General features: G+C 32.9%; 23 protein-coding genes. 11 read left to right on the top strand and 12 right to left on the bottom strand.

What is annotated here, in order from left to right; genetic code table 11:
- From ASC36_RS01945 to purB, 5 genes are all read left to right on the top strand, one after another.
- Nucleotides 1-1,083 carry an efflux RND transporter periplasmic adaptor subunit gene (locus tag ASC36_RS01945; RefSeq protein WP_055424804.1) on the top strand — a complete coding sequence of 361 codons (1,083 nt, stop codon included), beginning with the start codon at nucleotides 1-3 and terminating at the stop codon, nucleotides 1,081-1,083.
- Between the two features lie 6 nt (nucleotides 1,084-1,089).
- Nucleotides 1,090-4,188 carry an efflux RND transporter permease subunit gene (locus ASC36_RS01940; RefSeq protein ID WP_055424803.1) on the top strand — a complete coding sequence of 1,033 codons (3,099 nt, stop codon included), beginning with the start codon at nucleotides 1,090-1,092 and terminating at the stop codon, nucleotides 4,186-4,188.
- A gap of 31 nt (nucleotides 4,189-4,219) precedes the next feature.
- Nucleotides 4,220-4,900 carry a response regulator transcription factor gene (locus ASC36_RS01935; RefSeq protein ID WP_055424802.1) on the top strand — a complete coding sequence of 227 codons (681 nt, stop codon included), beginning with the start codon at nucleotides 4,220-4,222 and terminating at the stop codon, nucleotides 4,898-4,900.
- Between the two features lie 8 nt (nucleotides 4,901-4,908).
- Entirely contained in the window at nucleotides 4,909-6,273 is a 1,365-nt protein-coding gene (locus tag ASC36_RS01930) for a sensor histidine kinase (RefSeq protein WP_055424801.1), read from the top strand.
- Between the two features lie 263 nt (nucleotides 6,274-6,536).
- Complete coding sequence (purB, locus tag ASC36_RS01925) at nucleotides 6,537-7,964, top strand: adenylosuccinate lyase (protein ID WP_055424800.1); 1,428 nt, start codon at nucleotides 6,537-6,539, stop codon at nucleotides 7,962-7,964.
- Nucleotides 7,965-8,119: 155 nt separating this feature from the next.
- Here purB and ASC36_RS01920 read toward each other — a convergent pair whose 3' ends face one another.
- The 6 genes from ASC36_RS01920 to ASC36_RS01895 all read right to left on the bottom strand — a co-directional run bounded on the left by ASC36_RS01920 (nucleotide 8,120) and on the right by ASC36_RS01895 (nucleotide 13,404).
- Nucleotides 8,120-8,767, bottom strand: coding sequence for an HD domain-containing protein (locus ASC36_RS01920; protein ID WP_055424799.1), 648 nt, complete (start codon nucleotides 8,765-8,767; stop codon nucleotides 8,120-8,122).
- A 184-nt stretch (nucleotides 8,768-8,951) separates the two neighbouring features.
- Entirely contained in the window at nucleotides 8,952-9,905 is a 954-nt protein-coding gene (locus ASC36_RS01915; RefSeq protein WP_055424798.1) for an acetyl-CoA carboxylase carboxyltransferase subunit alpha, read from the bottom strand.
- Nucleotides 9,906-10,014: 109 nt separating this feature from the next.
- Nucleotides 10,015-10,533, bottom strand: a complete 519-nt coding sequence (gene rimM, locus ASC36_RS01910) for a ribosome maturation factor RimM (RefSeq protein ID WP_055424797.1) — start codon at nucleotides 10,531-10,533, stop codon at nucleotides 10,015-10,017.
- Between the two features lie 9 nt (nucleotides 10,534-10,542).
- Nucleotides 10,543-11,100 carry a 30S ribosomal protein S16 gene (locus ASC36_RS01905; protein ID WP_055424796.1) on the bottom strand — a complete coding sequence of 186 codons (558 nt, stop codon included), beginning with the start codon at nucleotides 11,098-11,100 and terminating at the stop codon, nucleotides 10,543-10,545.
- Nucleotides 11,101-11,207: 107 nt separating this feature from the next.
- On the bottom strand, nucleotides 11,208-12,263 hold the full coding sequence (gene thiL, locus ASC36_RS01900) for a thiamine-phosphate kinase (RefSeq protein ID WP_055424795.1): 1,056 nt from the start codon (nucleotides 12,261-12,263) through the stop codon (nucleotides 11,208-11,210).
- A 700-nt stretch (nucleotides 12,264-12,963) separates the two neighbouring features.
- Complete coding sequence (locus ASC36_RS01895; protein ID WP_055424794.1) at nucleotides 12,964-13,404, bottom strand: Rieske (2Fe-2S) protein; 441 nt, start codon at nucleotides 13,402-13,404, stop codon at nucleotides 12,964-12,966.
- 101 nt (nucleotides 13,405-13,505) lie between these two features.
- Between ASC36_RS01895 and greA the strand changes: the two genes are divergently transcribed.
- The 4 genes from greA to ASC36_RS01875 all read left to right on the top strand — a co-directional run bounded on the left by greA (nucleotide 13,506) and on the right by ASC36_RS01875 (nucleotide 18,123).
- On the top strand, nucleotides 13,506-13,976 hold the full coding sequence (gene greA, locus ASC36_RS01890; protein WP_055424793.1) for a transcription elongation factor GreA: 471 nt from the start codon (nucleotides 13,506-13,508) through the stop codon (nucleotides 13,974-13,976).
- Nucleotides 13,977-13,994: 18 nt separating this feature from the next.
- Entirely contained in the window at nucleotides 13,995-14,384 is a 390-nt protein-coding gene (locus tag ASC36_RS01885) for an HIT family protein (RefSeq protein WP_055424792.1), read from the top strand.
- Between the two features lie 67 nt (nucleotides 14,385-14,451).
- Nucleotides 14,452-15,111, top strand: a complete 660-nt coding sequence (clpP, locus tag ASC36_RS01880; RefSeq protein ID WP_055424791.1) for an ATP-dependent Clp endopeptidase proteolytic subunit ClpP — start codon at nucleotides 14,452-14,454, stop codon at nucleotides 15,109-15,111.
- 108 nt (nucleotides 15,112-15,219) lie between these two features.
- Nucleotides 15,220-18,123: a DUF5686 family protein gene (locus ASC36_RS01875; protein ID WP_082435376.1), complete on the top strand. Its 2,904-nt coding sequence runs from the start codon at nucleotides 15,220-15,222 to the stop codon at nucleotides 18,121-18,123.
- Between the two features lie 82 nt (nucleotides 18,124-18,205).
- Here the strand turns inward: ASC36_RS01875 and ASC36_RS01870 are convergent, their stop codons facing one another.
- The gene (locus ASC36_RS01870; protein WP_055424790.1) at nucleotides 18,206-18,805 is read right to left on the bottom strand and encodes an NUDIX hydrolase; all 600 of its coding nucleotides are present in this window, start codon (nucleotides 18,803-18,805) and stop codon (nucleotides 18,206-18,208) included.
- A gap of 29 nt (nucleotides 18,806-18,834) precedes the next feature.
- On the opposite strand from ASC36_RS01870, the gene ASC36_RS01865 reads away from it, so the two are divergent.
- On the top strand, nucleotides 18,835-19,227 hold the full coding sequence (locus tag ASC36_RS01865) for a hypothetical protein (RefSeq protein ID WP_055424789.1): 393 nt from the start codon (nucleotides 18,835-18,837) through the stop codon (nucleotides 19,225-19,227).
- Nucleotides 19,228-19,300: 73 nt separating this feature from the next.
- On the opposite strand, the gene ASC36_RS01860 is transcribed toward ASC36_RS01865, so the two are convergent.
- The 3 genes from ASC36_RS01860 to ASC36_RS01850 all read right to left on the bottom strand — a co-directional run bounded on the left by ASC36_RS01860 (nucleotide 19,301) and on the right by ASC36_RS01850 (nucleotide 23,769).
- A complete protein-coding gene (locus tag ASC36_RS01860) occupies nucleotides 19,301-20,992 on the bottom strand; it encodes a S8 family peptidase (RefSeq protein WP_055424788.1) in 1,692 nt (563 codons plus the stop codon).
- A 20-nt stretch (nucleotides 20,993-21,012) separates the two neighbouring features.
- Nucleotides 21,013-21,609 carry a WbqC family protein gene (locus ASC36_RS01855; protein ID WP_055424787.1) on the bottom strand — a complete coding sequence of 199 codons (597 nt, stop codon included), beginning with the start codon at nucleotides 21,607-21,609 and terminating at the stop codon, nucleotides 21,013-21,015.
- A gap of 120 nt (nucleotides 21,610-21,729) precedes the next feature.
- Nucleotides 21,730-23,769: a TonB-dependent receptor plug domain-containing protein gene (locus ASC36_RS01850; protein WP_055424786.1), complete on the bottom strand. Its 2,040-nt coding sequence runs from the start codon at nucleotides 23,767-23,769 to the stop codon at nucleotides 21,730-21,732.
- Nucleotides 23,770-23,892: 123 nt separating this feature from the next.
- On the opposite strand from ASC36_RS01850, the gene ASC36_RS01845 reads away from it, so the two are divergent.
- Nucleotides 23,893-24,558 (top strand): metal-dependent transcriptional regulator, encoded by a 666-nt coding sequence (locus ASC36_RS01845; RefSeq protein WP_055424785.1) that lies wholly within the window; start codon nucleotides 23,893-23,895, stop codon nucleotides 24,556-24,558.
- A 166-nt stretch (nucleotides 24,559-24,724) separates the two neighbouring features.
- Here the strand turns inward: ASC36_RS01845 and ASC36_RS01840 are convergent, their stop codons facing one another.
- Nucleotides 24,725-25,732 carry an isochorismate synthase gene (locus ASC36_RS01840; protein ID WP_055424784.1) on the bottom strand — a complete coding sequence of 336 codons (1,008 nt, stop codon included), beginning with the start codon at nucleotides 25,730-25,732 and terminating at the stop codon, nucleotides 24,725-24,727.
- Nucleotides 25,732-26,169: a hotdog fold thioesterase gene (locus ASC36_RS01835; RefSeq protein WP_055424783.1), complete on the bottom strand. Its 438-nt coding sequence runs from the start codon at nucleotides 26,167-26,169 to the stop codon at nucleotides 25,732-25,734. Before ASC36_RS01835 ends, ASC36_RS01840 begins: the two co-directional genes overlap by 1 nt.
- Nucleotides 26,170-26,196: the final 27 nt, after the last annotated feature.

Raw genomic sequence — 26,196 nt, 5'->3', positions numbered from 1 at the left:
ATGAAAAAAAATATATATATACTTTCTGTCCTTGCGCTTACAATATCCTGTACTGATGTCAAAGATAAATATTCACAAGTTCAAGAGGAGAAGGCGATCAACCAGTCATTTTTTAAACATGTAAAAACAGTTAAAGCGGAATTAAAGCCGCAAGAAGAAGAGTTGACCCTTACCGGTAAGGTGGAATACGATCCGGATAAGATTGTAAATTATGTTCCATTAATTAATGGAGTGGTTACGAAAACTTATTTTTCCTTGGGAGATCAAGTAAAACAAGGACAAGTATTGGCAAATGTTCGAAGTTTAGAAGTAAACTCTTTGCACTCCGAAAAGTCCGGTTTACAATCTGAATTGGAAGTAGCTCGAAGAGAACTAAAAAGCGCTGAATCCATGTATAAAGACAACATGCTTTCCGAAAGCGAATTAGTTGAAGCGAGAGCAAAAGTAAAACAAGCAGAAGCAGCTTTAGGAAGAGTTCATACAGACATGTCAGTAATAGGATCCAACGCTAACGGTACCTCTTCAATCGTTTCTCCGATGAGCGGGTATATTATAAATAAGAATATAACTTCAGGCAGTACGATTTCTCCGGATGGAGAACCTATTTTCACGGTTGCAGATCTAAGTAAAGTATGGGTGATTGCCAATGTATACGCAAGCAATTTGCAATTTGTAAAAGTAGGTATACCGGTTGAAATGAGTTCTTTATCTTACCCCGGAGAGGTATTTCAAGGTACCATTCAATCTGTTTCTCAGGTTTTTGATTCTGAAGAAAAAGTATTAAAAGCAAGGATTGTAATGGAAAATTCGAATTTGAAATTTAAGCCCGAAATGTCTATGACCATCAAGCTTAAAAACAATACGGAAAATATGAAAGTATCGGTTCCGATTAATGCACTCATTTTCGATGACGACAAATACTATGTGATTGTAGAAGAGTCCAAAGAAAAATTCAAAGTTAAAGAAGTCCGGCTTCAAGGTCACAATGAACAAACCGCTTATATATTTTCAGGACTTTCCAACGGGGAAAATGTAGTGATTAAAAATCAATTACTAATTTATTCAGCTTTAAAAAACAAATAACAAAACATGCATAAGTTTGTTGAAAAATGTATTGCCTTTTCATTAAGGAATCACGTATTAATACTATTTCTTAGCGTACTATTATTTATCGCGGGTATTGTATGTTATCTTAACACACCTATTGAGGCCTATCCCGACGTTACCAACACAAGGGTACGGATCATCACCCAATGGCCGGGAAGAAGTGCAGAGGAAATTGAAAAATTTGTTACCCTTCCTATAATGAAGGAAATGAATACCATTCCAAAAAAGACGGAGGTACGATCTACTTCTCTATTTGGTCTTTCGGTGGTTACCGTAATTTTCGAAGACGGAGTAGACGATTTTTTTGCTCAGCAATATGCCTCGAATCGTATGCAGGATATGAATCTTCCGGAAGGAGCTGATCCTTCTATAGAGCCTCCTTCCGGTGCTACAGGAGAGATATACCGGTATACTATTAAAAGTGATTTGCCTGTTCGTGAAATATCCGCACTCAATGAATGGGTAGTGGAACGAGAATTATTGTCTGTTCCCGGGGTTGCCAGTATCGTAAGTTTCGGGGGAGAAGAAAAATGTTACGAAATAAAAGTTAATCCCACAGAGTTGGCAAATTATGGACTTTCACCTTTGGAAGTATACGAAGCCATTTCTAAAAGTAATATAAATGTAGGCGGTGATGTTATACAAAAAGGAAGTCAGGCATATGTAGTGCGAGGAGTTGGTTTGCTGGATAATATAAAAGACATTGAAAATATACTTATAGAAGTAAAAGGAAGCACTCCTATACGAGTAAAGCAAGTTGCCAACGTATCCGTTTCATCAAAACCTCGTTTAGGACAGGTAGGTTTGGATGATAGAGATGATGTAGTTCAGGGAATAGTTGTGATGTTGAGAGGGCAAAATCCCGGAGATGTTATTAAAAACTTAAAAGTTAAAATAGCCGATTTAAATGATCGTATATTACCCGAAAACGTAAAAATCGAACCTTTTTTAGATCGAACAACTTTAGTTGACGCAACAGTTCATACGGTAATGAAAAACCTTATAGAAGGTATTACATTGGTATCCATTGTAGTATTTATTTTCCTGTTTAATTGGAGAACAACTCTGATTGTAGCCACTGTAATTCCTCTTTCATTCTTGTTTGCGATTATTATGCTTCGAATACAAGGACTTCCGGCTAACTTGATATCCATGGGAGCACTTGACTTTGGATTGTTGCTGGAGGGTACGCTGGTAATTGTAGAAATTATATTTGTCTCGATGGTAAAGAGAACGGAAGAGTTAGGAGAAGATCGTTTTGTGAAGGCAGCCAAAGGCGGACTAATTAAAAAAAGTGCAGGAGGAGTAGCTTCTCACATATTTTTTGCTCAAATTATTTTAGTGGTTGCCTTATTTCCTATCTTTTCATTTCAGAAAGTGGAAGGTAAAATGTTTTCACCGTTGGCATTTACCTTAGGCTATGCATTGCTGGGCTCATTAATCTTATCTCTTACCTATGTGCCGGTAATGTGTAAAATTCTGCTGACCCGACCGGTTAAAGAAAAATCAAATGTAATCAGCAAATTCTTTTCTTCTAATTTATACAAAGTATTTCTATTTGCATCTCGTCATCGTAAAGGAAGTGTTATAACCTTTTGTATACTATTATTGCTTTGTATATTAAGATTTAGCTTTTGGGGTACGGAATTTATACCCAGTATGAACGAAGGAGCAATATATATACGAGCTACTTTACCGAACAGCATTAACCTTGACGAATCGGTAAAAATTACCCAGCAGATGAAAAAGAAGTTGAGGAGTTTTGATGAAGTTCAATTTGTATTATCACAGACCGGACGTCCTAATGATGGAACAGATCCGACCGGGTTCTTTAATATTGAATTCCATGCTCAGCTAAAACCCGAAAATCAATGGAAGAAAAAAGTTAAGAAAGAGGAGCTTATCCGAGAAATGAAAGATTCTTTGGATATTTATCCCGGTACCGTTTTCGGTTTCAGTCAACCTATACAGGATAATGTAGAGGAGTATGTTGCGGGTGTGAAAAGCTCATTGGTAATTAAGATATATGGAGATAACCTCCAAAAATTAGAGCAATTGGCAGATCAGTCTGCATCCATAATACAAAAAGTTAAAGGAGTAGAAGACGTTAATGTTTTCCGAAGTATTGGTTTACCAGAATTGCAAATCCGTTTGTCTGAAGATCGTATGGCTCGCTATTCCGTATCTATGGCAGATGCACAAGCTGTAGTGGAAATGGCGATTGGAGGTAAAGCAGCTACCCAGTTTTACGAAGGTGAAAAAATATTTGATGTAAGAGTACGATTTCAAAAAGAATACAGAGATAATGAGGATAAGATTGGGGAAATTCTAATTCCTACCATGGACGGAAAACATGTCCCTTTAAAAGAAATTGCCGATATAAAATTTGTAACCGGACCTACCTTTATTTATAGGGATGGAAGCAGCAGATATATAGGCGTAGGGTTTAGTGTTCGTGACCGTGATTTAGGTTCAACAATTAAAGAAGCTCAAGAAAAAGTAAATAAAGAAGTTAAGTTAGGACGTGGAAATCGTATGGTCTGGGCAGGAGAATTTGAAAGTCAACAAAGGGCAACTCAACGCTTAATGATTATTGTTCCTTGTGCCTTATTATTGATCTTGTTCTTATTGTATATGAATTTCAGAACAATAAAAGACACCTTAATTGCTGCGAGTGCCATGCCTTATGCCTTTATTGGTGGTTTTATCTCCCTATGGATAACCGGTACTACCTTTGGTATTTCAGCAGGGATAGGCTTTATTATATTGTTCGGAATTACGGCCATTGACAGTATTTTGCTGATTGCCTTAATGAAGAAAAAGATGAATTCTACGGGAAATTTAAGACTTGCCATTGACAGTGCGGTTAAAAGCAGGATACGTCCCGTATTAATGATTGCCCTTATGGGATCGATGGGATTATTACCGGCTGCTATGTCCAATGGGATGGGTTCTGAGGTTCAAAAGCCTTTGGCTATTATGATTGTAGGAGGCATTATCATTTGTATGCTTTTATCCTTTACTATTTTACCGCAAGTTTTTTACTTTGCTTACAGAAAGAAAAGAAAAATTAAATCATAAAATAGTAACTTTATAGAGCAAAAAGTAAAATATGGAGTTGTTATTGGTTGAAGATAATAAAAAGATAAGTGAATTCATGATCCAAGGATTAGAAGAAAGTGGCTTTTCGGTCACTTTGGTTGAGAATGGAGTAGACGCTCGAAGTCGTTTGAATGATACAAATTGGAATATTATCTTATTAGACATTATGCTTCCGGATATTGACGGAATGGAGCTGTTGCAATATATCCGTTATAAAAAAATAACAACTCCTGTTTTAGTAATTAGTGCTTTAGGAGATCCTGACGATAAAGTGAAAGCCCTTAGCTATGGAGCTGACGACTATCTCACCAAGCCCTTCCACTTCAAAGAATTAGTTGCACGAATTCATGCTTTAGACAGAAGAAGGAAGATGAATTACGAATCTTCATCAGAGGTACTTGTTTGCGGAGATCTAAAGATGTATTTAGATGAACATAAGATACTCAGGAAAGATAAAGAAATTATTCTGACCCATCTTGAATTCAAATTACTAAAGTTCTTAATTGAAAATAAAAATAAAGTAGTTTCACGAACACAAATCCTTATCAGTGTTTGGGGAATTAATCATCATATAAATACCAATATTGTTGATGTGTATATTTCCTATTTACGGAATAAAATAGATGGCGAGTTTGAAACAAAGATTATTGAAACCATTAAGGGGAGAGGGTACCGAATTAAATCTTTATAAGCTGAATAATGAAAATACAGACACGTCTAAGTTTGCTCAGCTCAGGATTTTGGGGAATTGTTTTTATAATTGTAGCTTTCCTGATATTCAGCTTTTACAAAAGGAGCATTGAAAATTCCGTTTATAGGAATTTACAAAAGACTGCTCAAATTATCGGTTATTATTTTTTTGAAGAAGATGAAATAAGCGCTAAGGAATTTCAAAAAATTAAGAAACAATATGAAAAAATTAACAATCCCTATTTTGAAATATATGACGATCAAAATCATTTAAAATATGGAAATATACATGATGTACCTATCTCTGTAATTAATAAGATACGTTATCAAGAGAAGTTAACATTCACCACAGAAAACTTTTTATGTTATGGAATGTATTATAGTGACAATGAAGGAAATTTTGTTATAATAGCTAAAGAGAATAAACAAGATGTATATCAATATATCCATCCCCTTATAGGAATATTAGTATCCGCTTTTATTTTCGGATTATTGGCAACCATACTTCTAAATCGTTATATAGCCAATATAGCCTATCGCCCCATAAGAGAAGCGATCAGCCAAGTAAAAAATATGACCCCCGGAAATCCTATGGAATTAAAGACGAGCAGAAATACAGTTAAAGACGAATTGTATGACCTTACAGAAACCTTTAATGAATTGCTTAGAAAAATTTCCGATTCAATTAAAATACAACAAAATTTTGTAAATTATGTATCACACGAATTTAAAACACCGTTGGCGGCGATTCAAGGGAATTTGGAGGTATTTTCCATGAAAAATCGGTCACCCAAAGAATATCATACATTGGCTGAAACACTTATGGAGGAAATACATCAGCTTCAGGAAATATTGGATATTCTGCTAATTGTTTCCGATTTACGTAAGAATACGGATATTTCTGAACAGATTCGTATTGACGAACTTATTTTTGAAATAATTAAACGTATATCGGATAAGTATTCCGATTGTAGTGAGTTCATAGATTATACCCTAGAAATTACATCCGAAAACATAGATTTACTTTATATAAATGTAAACAAAACCCAATTATTTATGGCCTTATTTAACTTAATTGGAAATGCGGTTAAATTTTCGCAAAGAAAATTAGTTCGTATCCTGCTTTATGCAAAAGAAGGAAAATTACATATGTTGATACAGGATCATGGAATTGGAATTCCCCATAAGCAACTAAACGAAATAAGTCGTCCGTTTTATAGAGCGGATAATGCTGAAAAGTTTTCAGGAACGGGAATAGGGTTATCCATAGCACTTCGCATACTAGAAAAAAATCATATAAAATATACTATAGAGTCCGAAGAAAATAAAGGAACTAAAATAACTTTAAGCTTTACTGAGGTTAGCCGGAAGTAAAATCACATTCATATTCATTTACCGGCTTATTGTAATGAAAAGTAGTTTTTTTAGTAAACTAGTTAACTTAGCCGGGAAAGGGACATTATAATTCACTTATTATCTCATTTTTATATTGGTGAAAACCTTTAAATCAAAGAATTTATTCAAAGAGTAGAAACAAAGTTGGGAATTCAATTTTCGTAATTTTAAAATTTTCAAACAGTATCTTAATTAAATCCTTACTTTTGAGCTGATTTTTTGAATTAGATCAAGAAGATAAAATGGACAAGTATCAAAACCCTTTGGAAAGTCGCTATTGCAGTGATGAAATGTTGTACAATTTTTCTCCCGAAAAAAAATTTACTACTTGGAGGAAATTGTGGTTAGCCTTAGCAGAAATACAAAAAGAGCTTGGTTTGAATATTTCGGAACAACAAATAAAAGAACTTAAAGAACATGTATCGGATATAGATTTTAAAAAGGCTGATGAATACGAAAAAAAATTTCGACATGATGTGATGGCTCATGTATATGCTTATGGAGAGGTTGCACCGGCAGCTCGTCCCATAATTCACTTAGGAGCCACTTCTGCCTTTGTAGGAGATAACACAGATCTTATTCAGATACGCGACGGTTTTGAGCTGGTTAAGATAAAATTGATCAATGTAATTAAAGGTTTGCATTCATTTGCCCTCACGTACAAAGACCATCCTACTTTAGGCTTTACACATTTTCAGCCCGCACAGTTAACAACGATAGGTAAAAGAGCTACTCTTTGGTTACAATCCGTATTATTAGATTTGGAAGATTTGGAATTTCGATTAGAAAATTTGCGTTTCAGAGGAGTAAAAGGAACGACCGGAACAGCCGCCAGCTTTAAAGAATTGTTTGAAGGGAATTTTTCAAAGGTCAAGGAATTAGACAGAAGATTATCGGAAAGATTTGGTTTTAAAAAAGTTTTTAAAGTAAGCGGACAAACCTATGACCGAAAAATAGATGTTCAGACGTTGGAAGTGCTTTCCAATATTGCACAATCAGCACATAAATTTACGAATGATTTACGTCTGTTACAGAGTTTAAAAGAAATAGAAGAACCATTTGAAGAGAATCAGATCGGTTCCAGCGCCATGGCTTATAAACGTAATCCAATGCGATCTGAAAGAATATCTTCATTAGCTAAATTCGTGATCTCATTGGCTTCCTCACCCGCCATGGTAGCTTCCACTCAATGGTTTGAAAGGACCTTAGATGATTCCGCCAATAAAAGATTGAGCATACCGCAGGCATTTTTGGCCATAGATGCGATATTACTAATCTGGAATAATATATTGGACGGACTGGTAGTATATCCTAAAATGATTCAAAAGCATATTAATGAAGAATTGCCATTTATGGCAACTGAATATATCATTATGGAAGGAGTTAAAAACGGAGGAGACCGGCAAAAGCTTCATGAAATTATCCGAAAACATTCCATGGACGCAGCCAAGAAAGTTAAAATAGAAGGAAAGTCAAACGATTTAATTGATCGAATAATCAATGATGAAAATGTAAACATTGATAAAGAAAAATTGCTGAAACTGATAAACCCGGCCAAATTCATTGGCTTTGCTCCGGAACAGACAGAAGAATTTTTAGATCAGGAAGTTAATCCAATATTAGTAAAATACAAGCACCTGTTAGGAATAAATTCTAATTTAAAATTTTAAAAAATATATACTGAGTAACCACTAAGGCAGTAAAGATTATTTTACCTAATTTAAACTAAACTAAATATTCATTCAATTTGCCGGTTATATGGCGATATAGTGATCGTAATGCCCGGTGGTTTCAGCATAATGTATATATACTGTACGAAATATGTTTAATTATCGTATCCCGTTTCCTTATAAAATTCTTCCAGAAATTTCTGCATAAAACTATGTCTTTCTTGTGCCATTTTTTTAGCAATATCTGTATTCATTAAGTCTTTTAGTTTCAATAGCTTTTCATAAAAGTGATTGATCGTGCATGATGTATTTTTTTGGTAGGAAGTGCCCTCCGTATATTCGGTTGGCATTTCGTTCGGATCAAACAATACCCTGCCTTTATTGCCACCATAGGCAAATGCCCTGGCTATTCCGACAGCACCTATTGCATCCAATCGATCGGCATCCTGAACTATTTTTGCTTCCGGAGAAGTAGGAGGGGTATTATATCCACCCATATAGGAAACCTCTTTTATAATTTTAATGATATCTTCAATGAAACTCTTAGGATACTCTAAAGAAGATAATAAAGGATATATCAATTCCTTAGTACGGTCTGTTCCATTATGGAGCTTATAATCTCCTATATCATGAAGCCAGGCTGAAAGTAAAGCTTTAGTACGATCTGCCTTTTCGTAATTAAGTATCTTTTGGGTATTGGTTACTACTCTTTCTATATGCCAATAATCATGTCCGCTATTATCCTTAGAATGTTTATTTTTTATATACTCTCGAATGGTTTGTATTGAATCGTCTAACTCCATAATTAAAAATAGAATTTTTGTTAAAATAATACAACATGTATTTTATGTTGTAACAGGTCCATAAATTTAATTAATTGTATAATAATAAATAAAACTGTTTCAGCTTATACAAAAGTAAAAAGCCCCCAACATTTTACGATGGGGGCGCATGTATAATATACCAATTGCAAGTATTGTATTTTAACTACCCGTTAAAAACTCCCATATCAATAAACTTATTTTGTCTGTGCTCCACCAATTCATCCGGCGACATTTTGGACAGTTCTGTATATGCTTCTAAAACCTGATTTTTTAAAGAAATAAAAGTTTCTTGAGGGTTATAATGGGCTCCCCCCAGCGGTTCTTTTATGATTCCGTCAATAATACCCAATTCCAGAGAATTTTTAGGAGTTAAACGAAGATTTTCTGCAGCAACCTCTTTGTATTCCCAACTTCTGAATAGAATAGATGAGCAGCTTTCAGGAGAAATAACGGAATACCAGGTATTTTCCATCATATATACCTTATTTCCTACCCCGATTCCTAACGCACCACCACTGGCACCTTCACCAATAACCACACAAATAATTGGAACTTTGATCTGGCACATCTGAGCGATATTATAAGCGATAGCTTCTCCTTGTCCTCTTTCTTCAGCATCCAGCCCCGGATAAGCCCCCGGAGTGTCGATTAAGGTTAAAATAGGAATATTAAACTTTTCGGCAACCCTCATCAAACGCAATGCTTTTCGGTAACCATCAGGATTTGGCATACCAAAACGACGGTATTGTCTTTCCTTGGTATTTTTTCCTTTTTGTTGACCAATAATCATAAAGGTTTTACCGTCAATTCTTCCCAATCCTCCTACCATAGCTTTATCGTCACCATAGTTACGGTCTCCGTGTAATTCAATAAATGTATTGTCTGTAATAGCATTGCAATAGTCTAACGAATAAGGACGAGAAGGATGTCTGGATAATTGTACGGTTTGCCAAGGGGTTAAGTTATCGTATATTTGATGTTTGGTATTTTCAATTTTCTTTTCAATTTCTTTACAAGCAGAATTTATGTCTATTCCACTTTCTTTACCAAGCTCGATGCATTTTTTAAGCTGGTCTTCTAATTCTTTTATAGGCAATTCAAAATCTAAATATTCCATTTTATGAGTATTAGTGACTAAATATATTAATTTTTAAATAAATCAAATTAAACTCTCATTTTTGAAACTACTTAGAATAGGGTATTTTCAAAAATAAATTTTCAATGAATTATAAATCCAAAATTCCTTCAGGTAAAGTCATTGAAATGTATTGATCATTTCTGCTTACTTCAATAATCCAATCATTAATAACGGGAATGTAAATAAATTTATTATTTTTCGATAGTTTTATAATAAAAAGAGCTTGTGCACTGTTATCATTTATTTCAGTAATTTCACCAATCTTTTGATAGTTTTCATCTACCAAAGAAAAGTTGATGACCTCATGATAATAAAATTGTTTTCCTTTTAATTCAGGTAAAGTATTTAAAGGAAGGTACAGCTTTGTTCCTATTAAGTCTTGTGAATTGATAGAAGTATCTTCAAATTTTACGCGAAGTGAATCTTTATTATAGAGTTGACATTCATTTATAAAAAAAGGGACCGGTATTTCATTGATATTAATAAATACCGATTCCAAATTATTGTAAGCTTCCGGTACATCTGTATCCAATTTAACGATCAGATGACCTTTCAGACCATGTGTTTTTGTGATTGTGCCTAAATAGTAACAATCTTCCAACTGCATGAATCTATATTACGCTTTAGGTTCTTCATTAGTTTCAGCCTGAGCATCAGTAGCTGCTTCATCTTCTGCGATGATTGTCTCTACTACTTCCTCTGCATCCTTAGCTTCCGCTTCTTCTGCTTTTTGTTGAGCAGCGATACGGCTCTCATTTACTTTTCTTTCAGCCTCAAGCTTATCTTTTTTAGCTTGTTGCTTAGAAGAAGCCAATTTATCTTTTTTAGCTTGAATGGCTTTTTCTTTATCTTCCAACCAAGCCTGGAATTTTTTTTCTGCTTCTTCAGCTGAAAAAGCTCCTTTTTTAACCCCTCCGTTCAAATGCTTTTTTAATAAAGCTCCTTTGTAAGAAAGGATAGATTTTGCTGTATCTGATGGTTGAGCTCCTTTTTCCAACCAACTAACTGCTCTGTCAACATTTAATTCAACAGTTGCAGGATTGGTGGTAGGAACGTAAATTCCTAATTTTTCAATGTTTTTACCATCTCTTTTAGCTCTTGAATCTGCCACAACAATGTGAAAAACAGGCTTTCCTTTTTTTCCGTGTCTTTGTAATCTAATTTTTACTGCCATAATTTTTTTATTTTGGGATCCCGTCCCATATTATTAGTTGAGTCTGCAAATATAGTGTTTATTTTACTATTACTGCAAATTTTGTATAGAAATTAATGCCTATACCTTTAGTTGCTTTTGGAAAAATGAGCATTCCAACCTTGGGCATTTAAAGGAATGCGTTGAGCATTACCTTGGGTTATCAGTACATTTTCTACATATTCGGTAGCATGTCCGATAATGGTAAAATTAGGATTATGCTTGATCTTATCATGGTCTTCAATAGGTATGGTAAACAAAATTTCATAATCTTCGCCCCCGTTTAATACCCCTGTGATGGGATTAATTCCGAATTCTTCTGCAGTGGTGATCACCTGATTATCCATGGGAATTTTATCTTCGTAAATAGAAAATCCTACCTTACTTTGTTGCGAAAGATGAATAATTTCGGAGGCTAATCCGTCGGAAATGTCAATCATAGAAGTTGGGTGCACATCCATTTCTTTAAGTAAGGATTTGATTTCCGTGCGTGCTTCGGGCTTTAATTGCCTTTCCAGGATATAGGTATATCCCGATAAATCCGGTTGAAGATTAGGGTTAACTTTAAAAACCGAATTTTCCCGTTCCAAGACCTGTAATCCGAAGTAAGCACCGCCCAAATCCCCGCTGACGACCAATAAGTCATTCGGTTTAGCGCCTTTACGGTAAACAATCTCGTCTTTATGAGCATACCCCACGGTAGTAATGTTGATTACCAGTCCTAAGTTAGAAGAAGCAGTATCTCCGCCGACTAAATCAACGGCATAATGTTTACAGGCAAGGTTGATTCCTGTATATATTTCTTCTAATGCTTCTACCGGGAAACGATTGGAAACAGCTATGGAAATAAGTATTTGTTCCGGAATCGCATTCATGGCAACCAAATCGCTCAGTCCAGCAACTACGGACTTATAACCCAGATGTTTTAAAGGTGTATAAGCCAGGTTGAAATGAATGTTTTCCAATAATGTATCGGTAGAAACCAATATTTTTTTATCCTTTGGATCCAACACGGCTGCGTCATCTCCGATTCCTTGTAAAGTAGATGGGTTATTGAGAATAAAATTTTGAGTAAGATGGTTAATCAGTCCAAACTCACCATACTCTGAAATAGAAGTTTTATATGGATTCTTATTATTAAGCATTCTATGAGTAACTATATATTTATTTTAAATTCGATTTTCGAATTTACTGCTTTTTCGGGTATATAACTTAATTATTTGTGTTCTGATTTGGAAGCTTTTTACCTTCTAGTTGAAATTAGGATCGGAGAAAGTAAGTATTTATCATTGTAAAACGATAAAAAGATGTATTTTTTTGATTCGAATAATGTAAAAAAATCCATTGAATTTCAATGGATTAACTTTTGAAGGTGTGACGGATCACAAAAATATAAAAATTTGAAAGCAATTCACAACCTATAAAGTCATTAGGGGTAGGAGTTGCCGGGTGTGACGGATCACAAAAATATAAAAATTTGAAAGCAATTCACAACAATACTATTAAAGTATATCTATCATTAAATGGTGTGACGGATCACAAAAATATAAAAATTTGAAAGCAATTCACAACAATCTTCTGATTATTCATCATATAAAATAAGATGTATTATTATACAAAAAAATAATTTTCGGAATCTTTTATTATAAGATTTAATTATAAATATGCTATTTTATATTATCAAAAAGTAATAATTTTTATTCCTTATTATCACATCCTAAAATAAGGGGAAAATAAGGAATAAATAGGTAGAATAAATTTGAAAAACAATTCACAGTTGCTCAGGCAATGCTTTTAATTTTTATGTATAACATAACCAATACATAATAGAATTATTATGTAACATTAATAAGATATTATGACCGTATTTCCTACGAGTTGTGCGTTATAGGTTTTAGGGGATCGGTTAGCTACTTCTAATGGTTGGCCGGTGGTTAAAATCCATTTAGCTCCGTCTTCAGGACAATAGAGGTAAATATCATCTTTAACTACCAATCCGGTGTTAGAACCCGGACAAATATGCGGTGGATTCCTATCGTAGGCTTTAAACTCATTGGGACCAATTTTAACCAAAATTAAACCCTTAGTGCCGGTTAAGGGACCAGCTTCAATATAAACATAGCCATTAATACCGGCCAATTTTTGAAACTGAGGTAAATTCAAATCGGCAGAATAACTTATAGAAGAATTCGGAAAACAGTTAATTGTTTTGTTTCCATTTTCACATTGTGTGAAGAAGGATAACAGTGAAATTAATAATACATAAAGAATTAATTTTTTAATCATAATATATTTGCTAAATTTGCATGCGGATAATCCGACCGTCAAGTGTCGGGTTATTTTTTTTATATTTATAATTATAACGCAAAATTACAAAAAATAGTATCATGAATTATGTAACGAAAGAAGGTCTAGATAAATTACGTAAAGAACTTGATCAGTTGGAGCAAGTGGAAAGACCTAAAATTACGCAGCAAATAGCTGAAGCTAGGGATAAGGGCGATTTATCTGAAAATGCGGAATACGATGCGGCTAAAGAGGCACAAGGGTTACTCGAAATGCGTATAGCAAAACTTAAGGATATAATTTCTAATTCTAAAATAATAGATCAATCACAAGTTGATACCTCTAAAGTAGCTATTTTATGTTCTGTTAAAATAAAGAACACAGCCAATGGACAGGAGATGAAATATACATTAGTTCCGGACACGGAAACCGATTTAAAATCCGGAAAAATCTCTGTTAATACTCCGATAGCTAAGGGTCTTTTAGGTAAGGAAGTAGGGGAAACTGCCGAAATAAATTTACCAAACGGTAATCGTATTAATTTTGAAATTTTAGAAATTTCATTGGAATGATAACTGAAATTATAAACTATGTCCAGTGTATTCTCAAAAATTGTGGCAGGAGAAATTCCGTGTTATAAAGTAGCAGAAAGCGAAAAACACCTTGCTTTTTTAGATGCTTTTCCTATAGTTAAAGGACACGTTTTGGTGATTCCTAAAAAAGAAACCGATAAACTATTTGATTTACCCAAAGAGGAATATGATGAATTAATGGATTTTACCTATACGGTTGCTCAGGCAGTAGGTAAGGCAATTCCATGTTTACGGGTCGGAATGACTGTACAAGGGTTGGAAGTTCCTCATGTTCATGTTCATTTAATTCCTTTAAATGCTGTCGAAGATATAAATTTTGGCAATAAATTGATCCTGAGTTCGGAAGAATTTACAGAAATTGCTGACAAAATAATGTCTTATCTGTAGCGGCCCTGGTTTGGTATAGTTTTAGTGAAAAAAATTAGTAAAATATTTTAGAAAAAGATTATAAAAAATGGATTTAGGAAAAGAGTTCCATAAATATGCAGTAAAACACCAGAGAATTAATAGCTTGGTGGTTGATCAATATGTAAATTCGATGACTCCATACATTACGGAAGAACGAAAATTAAACGTAGCTCAAATGGATGTATTCTCTCGTTTAATGATGGATAGAATTATATTCCTGGGTACAGGAATAGACGATCAGGTTGCCAATATTGTCACAGCACAATTATTGTTCTTGGAAAGTACAAATGCCAATAAAGACATCCAGATATATATTAATTCTCCTGGAGGAGGTGTTTATGCCGGTCTAGGTATATATGATACGATGCAGATTATTAAGCCGGATGTGGCCACTATATGTACAGGTATGGCAGCTTCCATGGGGGCGGTATTGCTTACAGCCGGTGCTGCCGGAAAAAGATCGGCACTGAAACATTCCCGAGTTATGATTCATCAACCTTTAGGAGGAGCTCAAGGACAAGCCTCTGATATGGAGATAACCTTAAAAGAAATCTTAAAACTAAAAATTGAGTTGTATGAAATTTTGGCTGAACATTCCGGTCAATCTTTCGAAAAAATTGAGAAAGATTCGGATAGAGATTATTGGATGATTGCTTCAGAGGCAAAAGACTATGGACTTATTGATGAAGTTCTTGAAAAACGGTAAAGCCTTATTTTGTTAATAACCACATACATATACTATAATATTTATACTGAGACTTTCGTTTGATTGATATCTACAAACGAAAGTTTTTTGTTTTTTAAATAACGTTCAATGAGTAATAAATTACTTTTTTTGGTTGCAGTTTTATTGAGTTTATCTTATAATGCACAAGTTAAAATTACCGGGGTAATTATAGATCAAGACGCACAACGTCCTATTGAAGGTGCAAAAATATCTTTTCCTAAAGCTCCTGAAATATCAACTTTTTCCAATAATATGGGATATTTTTTATTGGAATCTAAAAAAAACTTTGATTCTATAGTTGTTCAGGTTGTAAATTATAAGAAAAAGTCAATTCCTATTAATAAAAATCAGAACATAAATCTAATAATTAATTTTTCTGAAAAAGATAAGATAGCTGCATCCACAATTACGCCTTCTGTTACTAATCAAATTAAAGCCGATACAGACACAAGCTCTTGGTCTGCAAATCAACAAGTAAATTATGTAAAAGTTTCCGGTCAATTGATTGACGGAGATACACAAAAGCCTATTGCTGATGCCGATATTTTTTTGAAGAATACTCAGGTTTATGCCACTTCCGACAGCAATGGTTTTTTTGAATTACAATCCAATAAGTATATTGACACATTACAAATAATTACGGATCAATATCCTACCAAATACATTCCCTTACAAAGAGGGGATAATTTAGGCTTAATTTTTAATTTTTATTTTAAAGATAAAGATGCTACTAAACCAACTGATCAGGGAACGGTAAGTAAAGAGAAAGAAATCGATGAAGTTGTGGTTACTGCTTTTCCTAAAAAACGTTTACCTAAAAAAGAAAATCCGGCTTATCGAATTTTACGGGAACTTTGGAAAAGAAGAAGGACCAACGGGCTGAACAATTTTAAGAATTATCAGTATAAAGAATATGAGAAAATTGAATTTGATTTAAACAATGTTGACAGTGCTTTTATAAGTAAAAAAATTTTTAAAAAATTAAATATTTCTGCAAAAGATATTGATACTTTAGATATTTCCGGTAAAACGTACATTCCGGTTTTTCTTAATGAATCTCTTTCAGATATTGTTGGACAAAACAGTCCTACCAAACGAGAAAAAACTTTTCTAAGAGGAAACCAAGCATCCGGAATTCCAAATAATGATATTGTAGCCAATACGGTTAAAAATTTGTATAAGGATGTCAACATATACGATAATGTTTTAAACTTTTTTAATAAAGGGTTTACCAGTCCGGTAGCTACTATTGGATTTTCTGTATACGATTATCTATTAGCTGATACGGTTTCAGTGGATGGTGTAGATTGTTATTATATAAAGTACAGACCTCGAAGAGACAACGAGCTTACCTTTAAAGGAGATTTATATATCACCAAAGATACTTATGCAGTAAAGCAAGTAACTTTACAATCTACTTCTGGTATTAATGTAAACTTTGTTAAAGACATATATATGGAATTGAATTATGATAATGTCAACGATTCAATCTTTATACCTTTACGTAATTATACAGTATTGGATATGTCCTTAATTACTAAAAAAGAAAGTGGAAAGGGAATGTTTGCTAAAAGAACCTTAACCTATAATGATTATAAGTTCAACGAACCGCAAGATGCTGTGGAAAAGCTCTTAGATCAGCAATGGGAACCCATATCCGAAGGAGCCTATAACAGGAAGGATGAGTTTTGGGCGGACAATCGTCCGGATCGTCTCAATGAAGATGATAAAAAGGCTTATGAGATGGTAGATAAAGTATCCAAAACACGTCTATTTAGAAACATTGTCGATGCAGTACAAATTCTTTCATCGGGATATGTCAATGTAGGTAATGCTATTGATATTGGAAACTTGTATCAAACTTTAGGTTATAACGATGTGGAAGGAACCAGAATCCGTCTAGGAGCCAGAACTTTTTTCTCTTCCAATGATATGTGGAGAGTAGAAGGATACACCGCATATGGCTTTAAAGACGAGCAATTTAAATATGGATTAGAGGGACGATTGATGTTAAATAAATACAACCGTTTTACATTAGGGGTAGGAACTAAAAGGGATATTACCCAATTAGGAACTTCTCTTACAGAAAATGAGGGAATCATGACCCGTTCTTTTGCATCTTCATCCATCATATCAAGAGGAAGTAATGAATTTTTGAGTTCGGTTAACCAGACCAATGCATTTTTATCCATAGAACCGTGGAAAAATGTGCAACTAAGATTAGATGGAACGTATCAATATATAAAATCTTCAAATCCCACTAAATTTAATATAGGATATTACAATAAGAAAGGAGAAATTAAAAACGATTTGTATGATTCACATCTGACCTTTAGCATTCAGATGAGGCCCGGGGCTAAATATTCTCGTTTTGGATTAGATAGATATGAACATACTACTTTATCTCCAACTCTTATTTTAAAATATATTAAAGGATTGAATGGAGTACTGGATGGAGATTTTAACTACGATAAAATTCAATTTTTATATAATCACCCTATTCTTTGGGGACCGATCGGTAGAACGAATGTTACCTTTGAATTTGGGAAAGCTTTCAATAAGCTTCCTATATCCTTGTTAGGAATAATACCCGGAAACCAATCCTACGGTATCGTTAATAATACTTTCTCTCAGTTAGATTATTATGATTTCGTAACCGATATTTATACTGCTCTACATGTTGAACATCATTTCAACGGTAGGATATTTTCTTATATACCATTATTGAAAAAATTACAACTAAGGGAAGTAATTATTTTCAGGGGTGCTTGGGGGGATATATCCGATGGATCCAAAAACATGAATGCTTCTAATATAAATTATGTAGCACCTAATAAAGATATCTATTATGAATATGGTTTTGGGATTGAAAATATAGGTTTTGGAAATTTAAGAATTTTCAGAATTGATTTTAACTGGAGAGGAAATTATTTAAACATGCCGGATGTAAATAAGTTCGGAATAAAATTCGGAATGCAATTTACTTTCTAAGCAATATAATTTAATAATAAAAAAGGAGTAATTTTAATTACTCCTTTTTTTGTGGAATCATAATATACTATTTTTTAATTCATTATTCATTTAACACATAATTGCTGATTAATTCTTTAATATTAATATAGGTTTTCTTCATTAGCTTGGGAATTTCCTTTTTTCTAACCCATTTGGCTTTTTCAATTCCTTCACTAATTTGAGGTTGGGGTTTTTCTTTACCTTTGTATTCCATTTCAAACCATTGAACTATTTTTAAAAAGTATTTTTGTTCTGATTGATATACATGGTAAGTAGTAGTTATATATTTTTTTAAATGCAAGTTGGAAATCGAGCATTCTTCTTCCACTTCTCGTTTGGCAGCCTTTTTAAAGGTCTCGTTTTCCTCCACATGTCCTTTTGGTAAATCCCAAAAACCATTTCTCTTTATAAATAAATAATTGTCTTTATTATTACGTACTATTCCTCCCGAAGCATATACAGGTGTGGCTGTTTTTTTTAATTTTTCCCAAATTTTTTTTGTATCAGAAGAGTAAATATGAATAGATTTTACTTTTGTATGGTACAAAATATCCAGAGCATTTAATACAGTTTTCAGATTTTTATAAGGTAGATTAACAGCCTCTTTTTTCTTCCTTTTGCCAATGGTAAGAAATCTTTCGTTTATAGAAATTTTGTACATTTGTATTTGTTTTTACCAAAATTACAAAAATGAATATTAAAGGAGAAAAAATACTGGTTAATAAATCGGCAGAGGATATTTACACGTTAGCATCTCAGCCTTCTGAATTCAAAAAATTTATGCCTGAAAACATTGATAAGTTCGATGCAGATGAGGATGGATTTGTCTTTGCATTAAAAGGAATGCCTGAAATAGCCTTGAAAATGAAAGAAAGGATTCCTTTTTCAAAAATTATATTGAGTTCAGCTAAAGAAACGTTGAATTTTGATTTAAGTCTTTTGATTGAAAAAATGACTGAAAATTCATGTGAAGTACAATTTACTTTTGATGGTAAATTTAACATGTTTATATCTGCTATGGTGGAAAAACCATTGAAAAATTTGATTCAATCTTTAACGGAAGGTATCACAAAAATTTCATAAAATTGAAATTTAAAATATAAATAAAAAAAGCTATTTTATTTAAAATAGCTTTTTTTATTTAAACTTATTCTTATTATCTTCTTTTTTTACTATTTTTTTCGGGATTGAAATTTTCATATGCATATTTTACGGCTCTGAAAACATCTACTACACCTCCGGTAACTGATAGCTGATCAAAAGTTGTATTAATCATAGGGCTGTCTTCACTTTCTCCACCTGCTTTAACTGCTTGGGTAGATTTATTAGCAGTTACAAATAATATATTTTTCACTTGTTCAGCTGTTAACTGCGGGAAATAAGACCATAATAATGCTGCACATCCTGCAACAACAGGAGAAGCCATACTGGTTCCTTGTAAAAATTTATATTTTCCTCCGGTAACGGTGGAATAAATTTCTAAACCGGGCGCAAATATATCAACTTTTTCTTTACCGTAATTGGAGAATGATGCTTTTAATGCATTATTGTAACGAGTACTTGCCCCTACCGTAATCCAATTGTTTACAAAAGTTTTATTTTCATTATCTTTAAAGTTGGTTGGATAATTATATTCAGTATCTACATTTTTATTATCATTTCCTGCAGCATGAACCATTAATACTCCCTTTTTCTCAGCATATTTCATAGCTTCCCAAACTCTTTCCTTATTAGGAGAAAAAGGTTTTCCAAAACTCATGTTAATTACTTTGGCACCATTATCAACGGCATAATAAATGGCATTGGCAATATCTTTATCTCTTTCATCTCCATCCGGTACAGCCCGAACCACCAAAATTTTAGCAACATCTCCGGCTATACCGTCCATACCTATTTTATTATTTCTTTCTGCAGCGATAATACCGGATACATGTGTTCCATGTAAGGCATCAGGACCTTCCACTTCGTTGTTACCGTAGTGTTTTTCCTTTATATCTGAGTAATTATCGCCCACTATATAGCGAGAATCATAACTTTTATTAAGCATGTAGTCTACTTTACCGGAATAATATTTTACTGCTTCACCCATTTCACTATCGGCTAACATGCTGATTTGAGTAGCATTTTTTCCTTGCAGATCGCTGTTATTTTCAATCATCTGAATGAAAGCTGCTTTATATTGTGGAACGGTAAAAGTTGCTTCATTTACATTTTCAAGAGTTAAAGGTTTATCTCCCAGTGCATTTTGTAATTCAGCAGCCATTTGTTTTATCAAAGCTTTTTGTTCATCAATTTGGGATAATGCCTCCTTAGCTTCACCCAAGTCCTTATCATATATAAATTTAGCTCTTTGATATTCTTTGAATTCGTTAGGAAATTTTTTCCGATTTCTTTCATTGATTTTAAGATCACCCGTTTCAAATAATTTTTCGTATAAGGAGACAATACGGGTTGATTCCATTGTGTCATGGTCAACATCCTTTCCATCTTTCCCACCAATAAAATCCCATCCGTTAACATCGTCGGCATAGCCATTACCGTCATCATCTTTACCATTGTTAGCGATTTCTTTAGGGTTTATCCAAATATTGTTTTTTAAATCCGGATGATCAATTTGCACTCCACTATCGATAACACCAACAATAATAGGAGAGGGCTTGAGACCTTTAGACTTTAAAAATTCTAAAGCGTCAATAGTTCCTACGCCATAAATGCCGGTTTTTTCATAGCTTTGGTGATACCAACTTTGTAAAGCAAGGGAATCAACCGCCTGGACATTATTTTGAGCAAATGTAATGGCAGTAATGAATGTAAAAGCGAAGCTTAGGCTTAATAGTTTTATCTTCATTTAATTTTATTTAATTAATATTAGACATTAGTAAGGTAGCTAGCAGATTTCGGGCCAAGATTACATATAAGATCAATAATTGAAAGATTTTTCATAAACTCGAATCGGTCTGAAAACACTTGAATATATGGTTTATTATTATAGGAATTTTCTTTTTTTGCATTAAATGCTTCACGAGCATCTGTAAATTTGGTTTTTTTTACATATTCTTCGGTGAGTGTATAGGTACATTCTAAATTTAAAATTGAACATGCCCATTCCAATGTTTTTAAATTTAAATCTAATAAAAAAGTCTCTTTTTTTATCAATAACTTTATTAATTTATCTTCGTAATATTCAAAATAAGGAGAGCTTTGATAGGCGGATTGTAATGATTTTATATGTAATTTTTGCCACGAAGATGCGTAGGAAATTTTTATATCTTTTAAAATCCTGGCTCCTGAATGCTCTATTGGAATAATCAGGGGCAGTTTTCCGTTAGCTCCTTGAATGATGCAACGATTACGATAAGTTTGTTTAATGAAATTTTCCCATTGCTCCAGATATATCTTTTCTGAATTGATCCAACTTTCAAAATAAGAAATGGGAGGAAAATAAAAACAAGGTAAGACAATCATAGTTATTCTTTATGAGAGTGCTAATTTAGCATAAAAATTAATACAATCTTCCTATTTTAATTTATTATACAAGTAATCAATTTCATGTGAAATTTACCTTTTTTATAATTTTAAAAATAATCAAAAAAAGTTATATCTTATACCTATGAAACCTCTTAATTTTTGTAACGAAGCATAATTGTAAGAAGTGTCGAAAGTATAACCATTAGAATTGGTAACCGGATTATCTACGTCTTTATTAAACGGATCAAATGGGCGCATGATAGGATTTTTAGGGGTAAAATTAAATAAATTTTTAATTCCTCCATAAATTTCCATTCCATTATCGAATTTTTTGGTTAATTGGATATTTGCTATACAATACCACGGTGAATACTCATTTCTAAAATCATTAGGTTCAATAGGTAATCTCATTTTTCCATTCCATTGTCCGGAAAAATCCAAAATAAAGTTTTGAGGGAAGGTATAGGTCATGACGAATGTTCCGGACCATTTGGGAGCGTAAAGCTGTTCAATTCTGAAATAGTTCCTAAAATCATTTTTCTCTTTGGTGTAAACATTCATATAAGTAATACCTGCTATAATTTTAAATGGAACTAAGAAAAACCATTCTGTATTTAATGATATTCCTTGAGAAACTGCATGTCCGTTTAAATTATCATAAATGATTTTAGTTGGATTAGAGTCAAAGTCTCCAATGATTTTATTGGTGAAATAAGAATAAAATCCGGTAACATCGAGATTTACATTCAGATTTTTTGACATAATTTTTTTGACATAATTTAAATTTCCGTTATAGGACCGTTCCGGCTTCAAAGAATTCAATATGACCACATCTCTGGCTCCTGTAAGAGCAGAATGATCTTCAGTAAATATATTTACAACTCTAAAACCAGTACCCAAACTGGCTCTAAAAGAATTATAATGATTCAATGTAAATTTGTAGGCTATTCTAGGAGAATGCACATTTCCATGATGTTTATCGTTATCGTATCTGTAACCTATCAAGAGTTTGTTTTTGTCATTAATGGTCCATTCATCTTGTAAAAATAATCCCGGTAAAGGAGTTTCAGCTGGTTTGTTTTTCAAACCGTCGGCAGAAGAGGTTGCAGGTGTATTATCATCGAAATAAGTATATCTGAAAGATGCTCCTGCTAAAAGATTATGATTTTTTATAGTCCTATCCCAGTAACTTTGGATAAATGCAACTTGTTGGGTTGCCATGAAGGGAGTTTCTCCATACCATGAATTTTGATTATGCCAATTATAAGAAAATTGTGTAAAAATTTTTTCTGAGAGAGGTAATTGGTAAAGCCCGATTATTTCTGCACGTTTCGTATATATACTTTCTCCATAAATCTGATCGCTTCCCCGATATTTTTTATTCCATTTCATTTCTCCTCCCCAGCGATCTTCATTTACCCATCGTAAACCTAAACTAGCTATTCTGTTATCCTTTCTTTTAAAGCTCCATTTATTAAAAACCGATATTCTGTTTTGTAAGGTTAAGTCAGTAAATCCATCGTGATTGGCATCCATAGGATTATCATAATAAAAATGATTAATACCCAGCAAGCCGGCTGCTTTTTTACCGGCATTAAATTTAAAAGATAAATCTGTACTAAGCTCTCCCCAGCTTGTACTGAAAATATCTGCTGCAAATTTAGGAGCTTTTTGCGGATTTTTAGTAATTACGTTTATAATTCCTCCCATGGCTTCCGAACCGTATAAAGAAGAAGCAGGACCTTTAACTACTTCAATTCTTTCCACCAGACTATTGGGAATACCACTAAGTCCGTAAACAGTAGCTAATCCGCTAACGATGGGCATTCCATCTATTAATATCATGGTGTAAGGACCTTCCATACCATTAATATGTATATCTCCTGTATTACAAACACTGCAATTGAGTTGAGGTTTAACTCCATTAATCATTCCGACAGCATCAAAAAGACTAGGAGTAGGGTTCTTCTGGAAAAATTTCGGCGTAATAATTTCTACCGGTACCGTACTGTCAGATTTTCTTACTTCCTTTAAAGTTCCCGTAATGACTATATCATCTATATGTTTTTCCTTGTTATTTTCAAATGAATCTTTTACCTCTTGGGAATATAATGAGCAAAGGGATAATACAAAAAGTGCAGTTAAATCTCTTTTCATAATTATTAATTTAGACTCACAAATATAAAAAATTAGAGTATTCTAATAAATTTATTTGACTGTTGTATTTTTGAAAAGTTGATTATTTGATTTAAAAAAATTAATAATTTAATATATTTGTAAATGTTCTCATCTATAGAAGAAAATTATCTTAAAGCCTTATATAATCTGTCTGACGAAAAGGGAGAAGTATCTACTTTGTCATTAAGTCAATCCTTAGATATCAAAATGCCTACGGTTAACAGCATGATGAAAAAGTTTTTAAAAAAAGGATTGGTATACTATCAAAGCTATAAACCAATTAGGCTGACGGAAAAAGGAAAAAAAGAAGCAGCATTAATTCTTAGAAAGCATCGTTTGACAGAAATGTATCTGGTTGAAAAAATGGGTTTTAATTGGGAAGATGTCCATGAGGTTGCCGAACAAATCGAACATATACATTCTGAAAAGTTTTTTAATAAAATGGACGAATTGTTAGATTTTCCGAAGCTTGATCCTCACGGCTCACCTATACCGGATAAACAAGGAAATATTGAATGGGTTCGTTTTAAAAAGTTGAATGAATACAAGATTGGAGAAATTGTTGAATTATCCGCGATAATTCACAGTTCTAAGGAGTTTTTAAAATATTTGAATTCTAAAAATTTTAATTTAGGAATCAAGTTTCAGATAGAATCGGTAGAAGAATTTGATGGAAGTGTTACTGTTTTGATTGTTGGTCAGAATAGAACGGAAGTATTAAGTAATCTTATTGCTGAAAAACTTTTAGTTAAAAAGTGTCTGAAATAAATTTAAAAGCGTCAATTATTTATTAATTATAAGGTAAAAACATTTACGGAGATGCAGTAGCAAGTAATAACTTTATAAAAAATACAGTAAAGAAAAATTATCAATATAAAAATAAAATAATAGATAAAAATTAATTCAACCTGTTCGACTAAGTTAAAAATGTTAATCAAAGACTTTCTCCAATAAATTTAGCCTTTAATTCAGTTTCCATCCATTCTTTTTTCGGATTGCTTTGTGCTGTTATACCGCCTCCCACATAGAGTAAAGCCCCATTATTATAAAGTTGAGCACATCGTAAATTAACAAAATACTTTTTGTATTCTGTAGTTTCCAAGCCTATGTATCCGGCATAAAAACCACGATTATAACCTTCATTGCTCAAAATGTAATTTCTACTTTTTTCCAATGGAATACCACAAACAGCAGGAGTAGGATGTAAAGACGTTATCAATTCGGTTAGTAAATTAGAGTTTTTTAATTCCGCTGTCAGATAGGTTATTAAATGTTTAACGTGCCCTAAATGAAGTGTTTCGGGACCATTAATAGTAAATTTAGAAGCGTACGTCTTAATTTTTTCACCAATATAATCCGTAACATATTTTTGCTCTTCTATTTCTTTATTTTCCCATGGAATTGAATCTACATCCGGTAAAGTTCCGGCAAGTGCCATAGTTGTAAATAAGGTATTTTCATAAGAACCCAAAATTTCCGGTGTAGCTCCCATCCAAATCTCATTTTGATTCCAATAACTTATATGACAAAAGGAAGTGGGGTATCGTTTGCATAGAAAGCCAAACGATTGGAGAGGATTAATCGTATCTTTATCAATCCATTTTTCACGTGAAATAACGATTTTATCTGTTTTTTTTTGGTAAATATAATGGATGGTTTTTTTGAGAAGACTTAAATATTCATTTTCTGAAATAACCCGTGTATTTTCATTTTTTGAAAGAGGGATTATTAAATCATTCAATGTAGTAATATCTTTAACCTCAATAAATTCTGAAAATTGTAAAGTATATTTTTTTGAATCATCAAAAGATTGAAAAGAATAGGTGTATATTCCGTTTTTATCTTCTTTAATTAAGTATATTTTTTTATCCTTAGGCAATCGTATAAAAGCAAAAGGTATATCTTTTTTTATACATTTTTTTACCGTTTCTGAGACGATCATTACTCAAAATTATTTTTTGGAACTATACGGTTGGTCATGGTAACATAGCAATTCTTAAAAATATTTCCATTTTCATCTGTACAAAAGAGATTAATTTCAACAACATGTGTGGTATTTCCTTTATTAATAAATTTTGCTGTAGCAGAGATTTTTCCGTTTTTAACTGATTTTAGATGATATCCGTTTACTTGTGTTCCGAAAACATAATAATCTGAAGAATTAATTGTTGTAATAGATAAAACAGAACCTACTGTTTCTGCAAGGGCTAAAGAAGCACCACCATGTAAAAATCCTAAGGGTTGATATACATGGGATTTTACTTCCATTTCTGCAGTAAGTGTATCTCCGGTAAAGTCCGTATATACGATTCCTAAAGTTTCTATCAGGGTATTAGGTGAAGATTCATTCAACGTGGCTAAAATTCTTGCTTTATCCATTTTAAACTATTTGAAGCTTATACAAAT

Origin of the sequence: Apibacter mensalis (assembly GCF_001418685.1) — a bacterium.
Lineage (GTDB): Bacteria > Bacteroidota > Bacteroidia > Flavobacteriales > Weeksellaceae > Apibacter > Apibacter mensalis.
The sequence above is the reverse complement of the archived record's forward strand: the minus strand, read 5'-3'. Positions and strand labels throughout refer to the sequence as shown.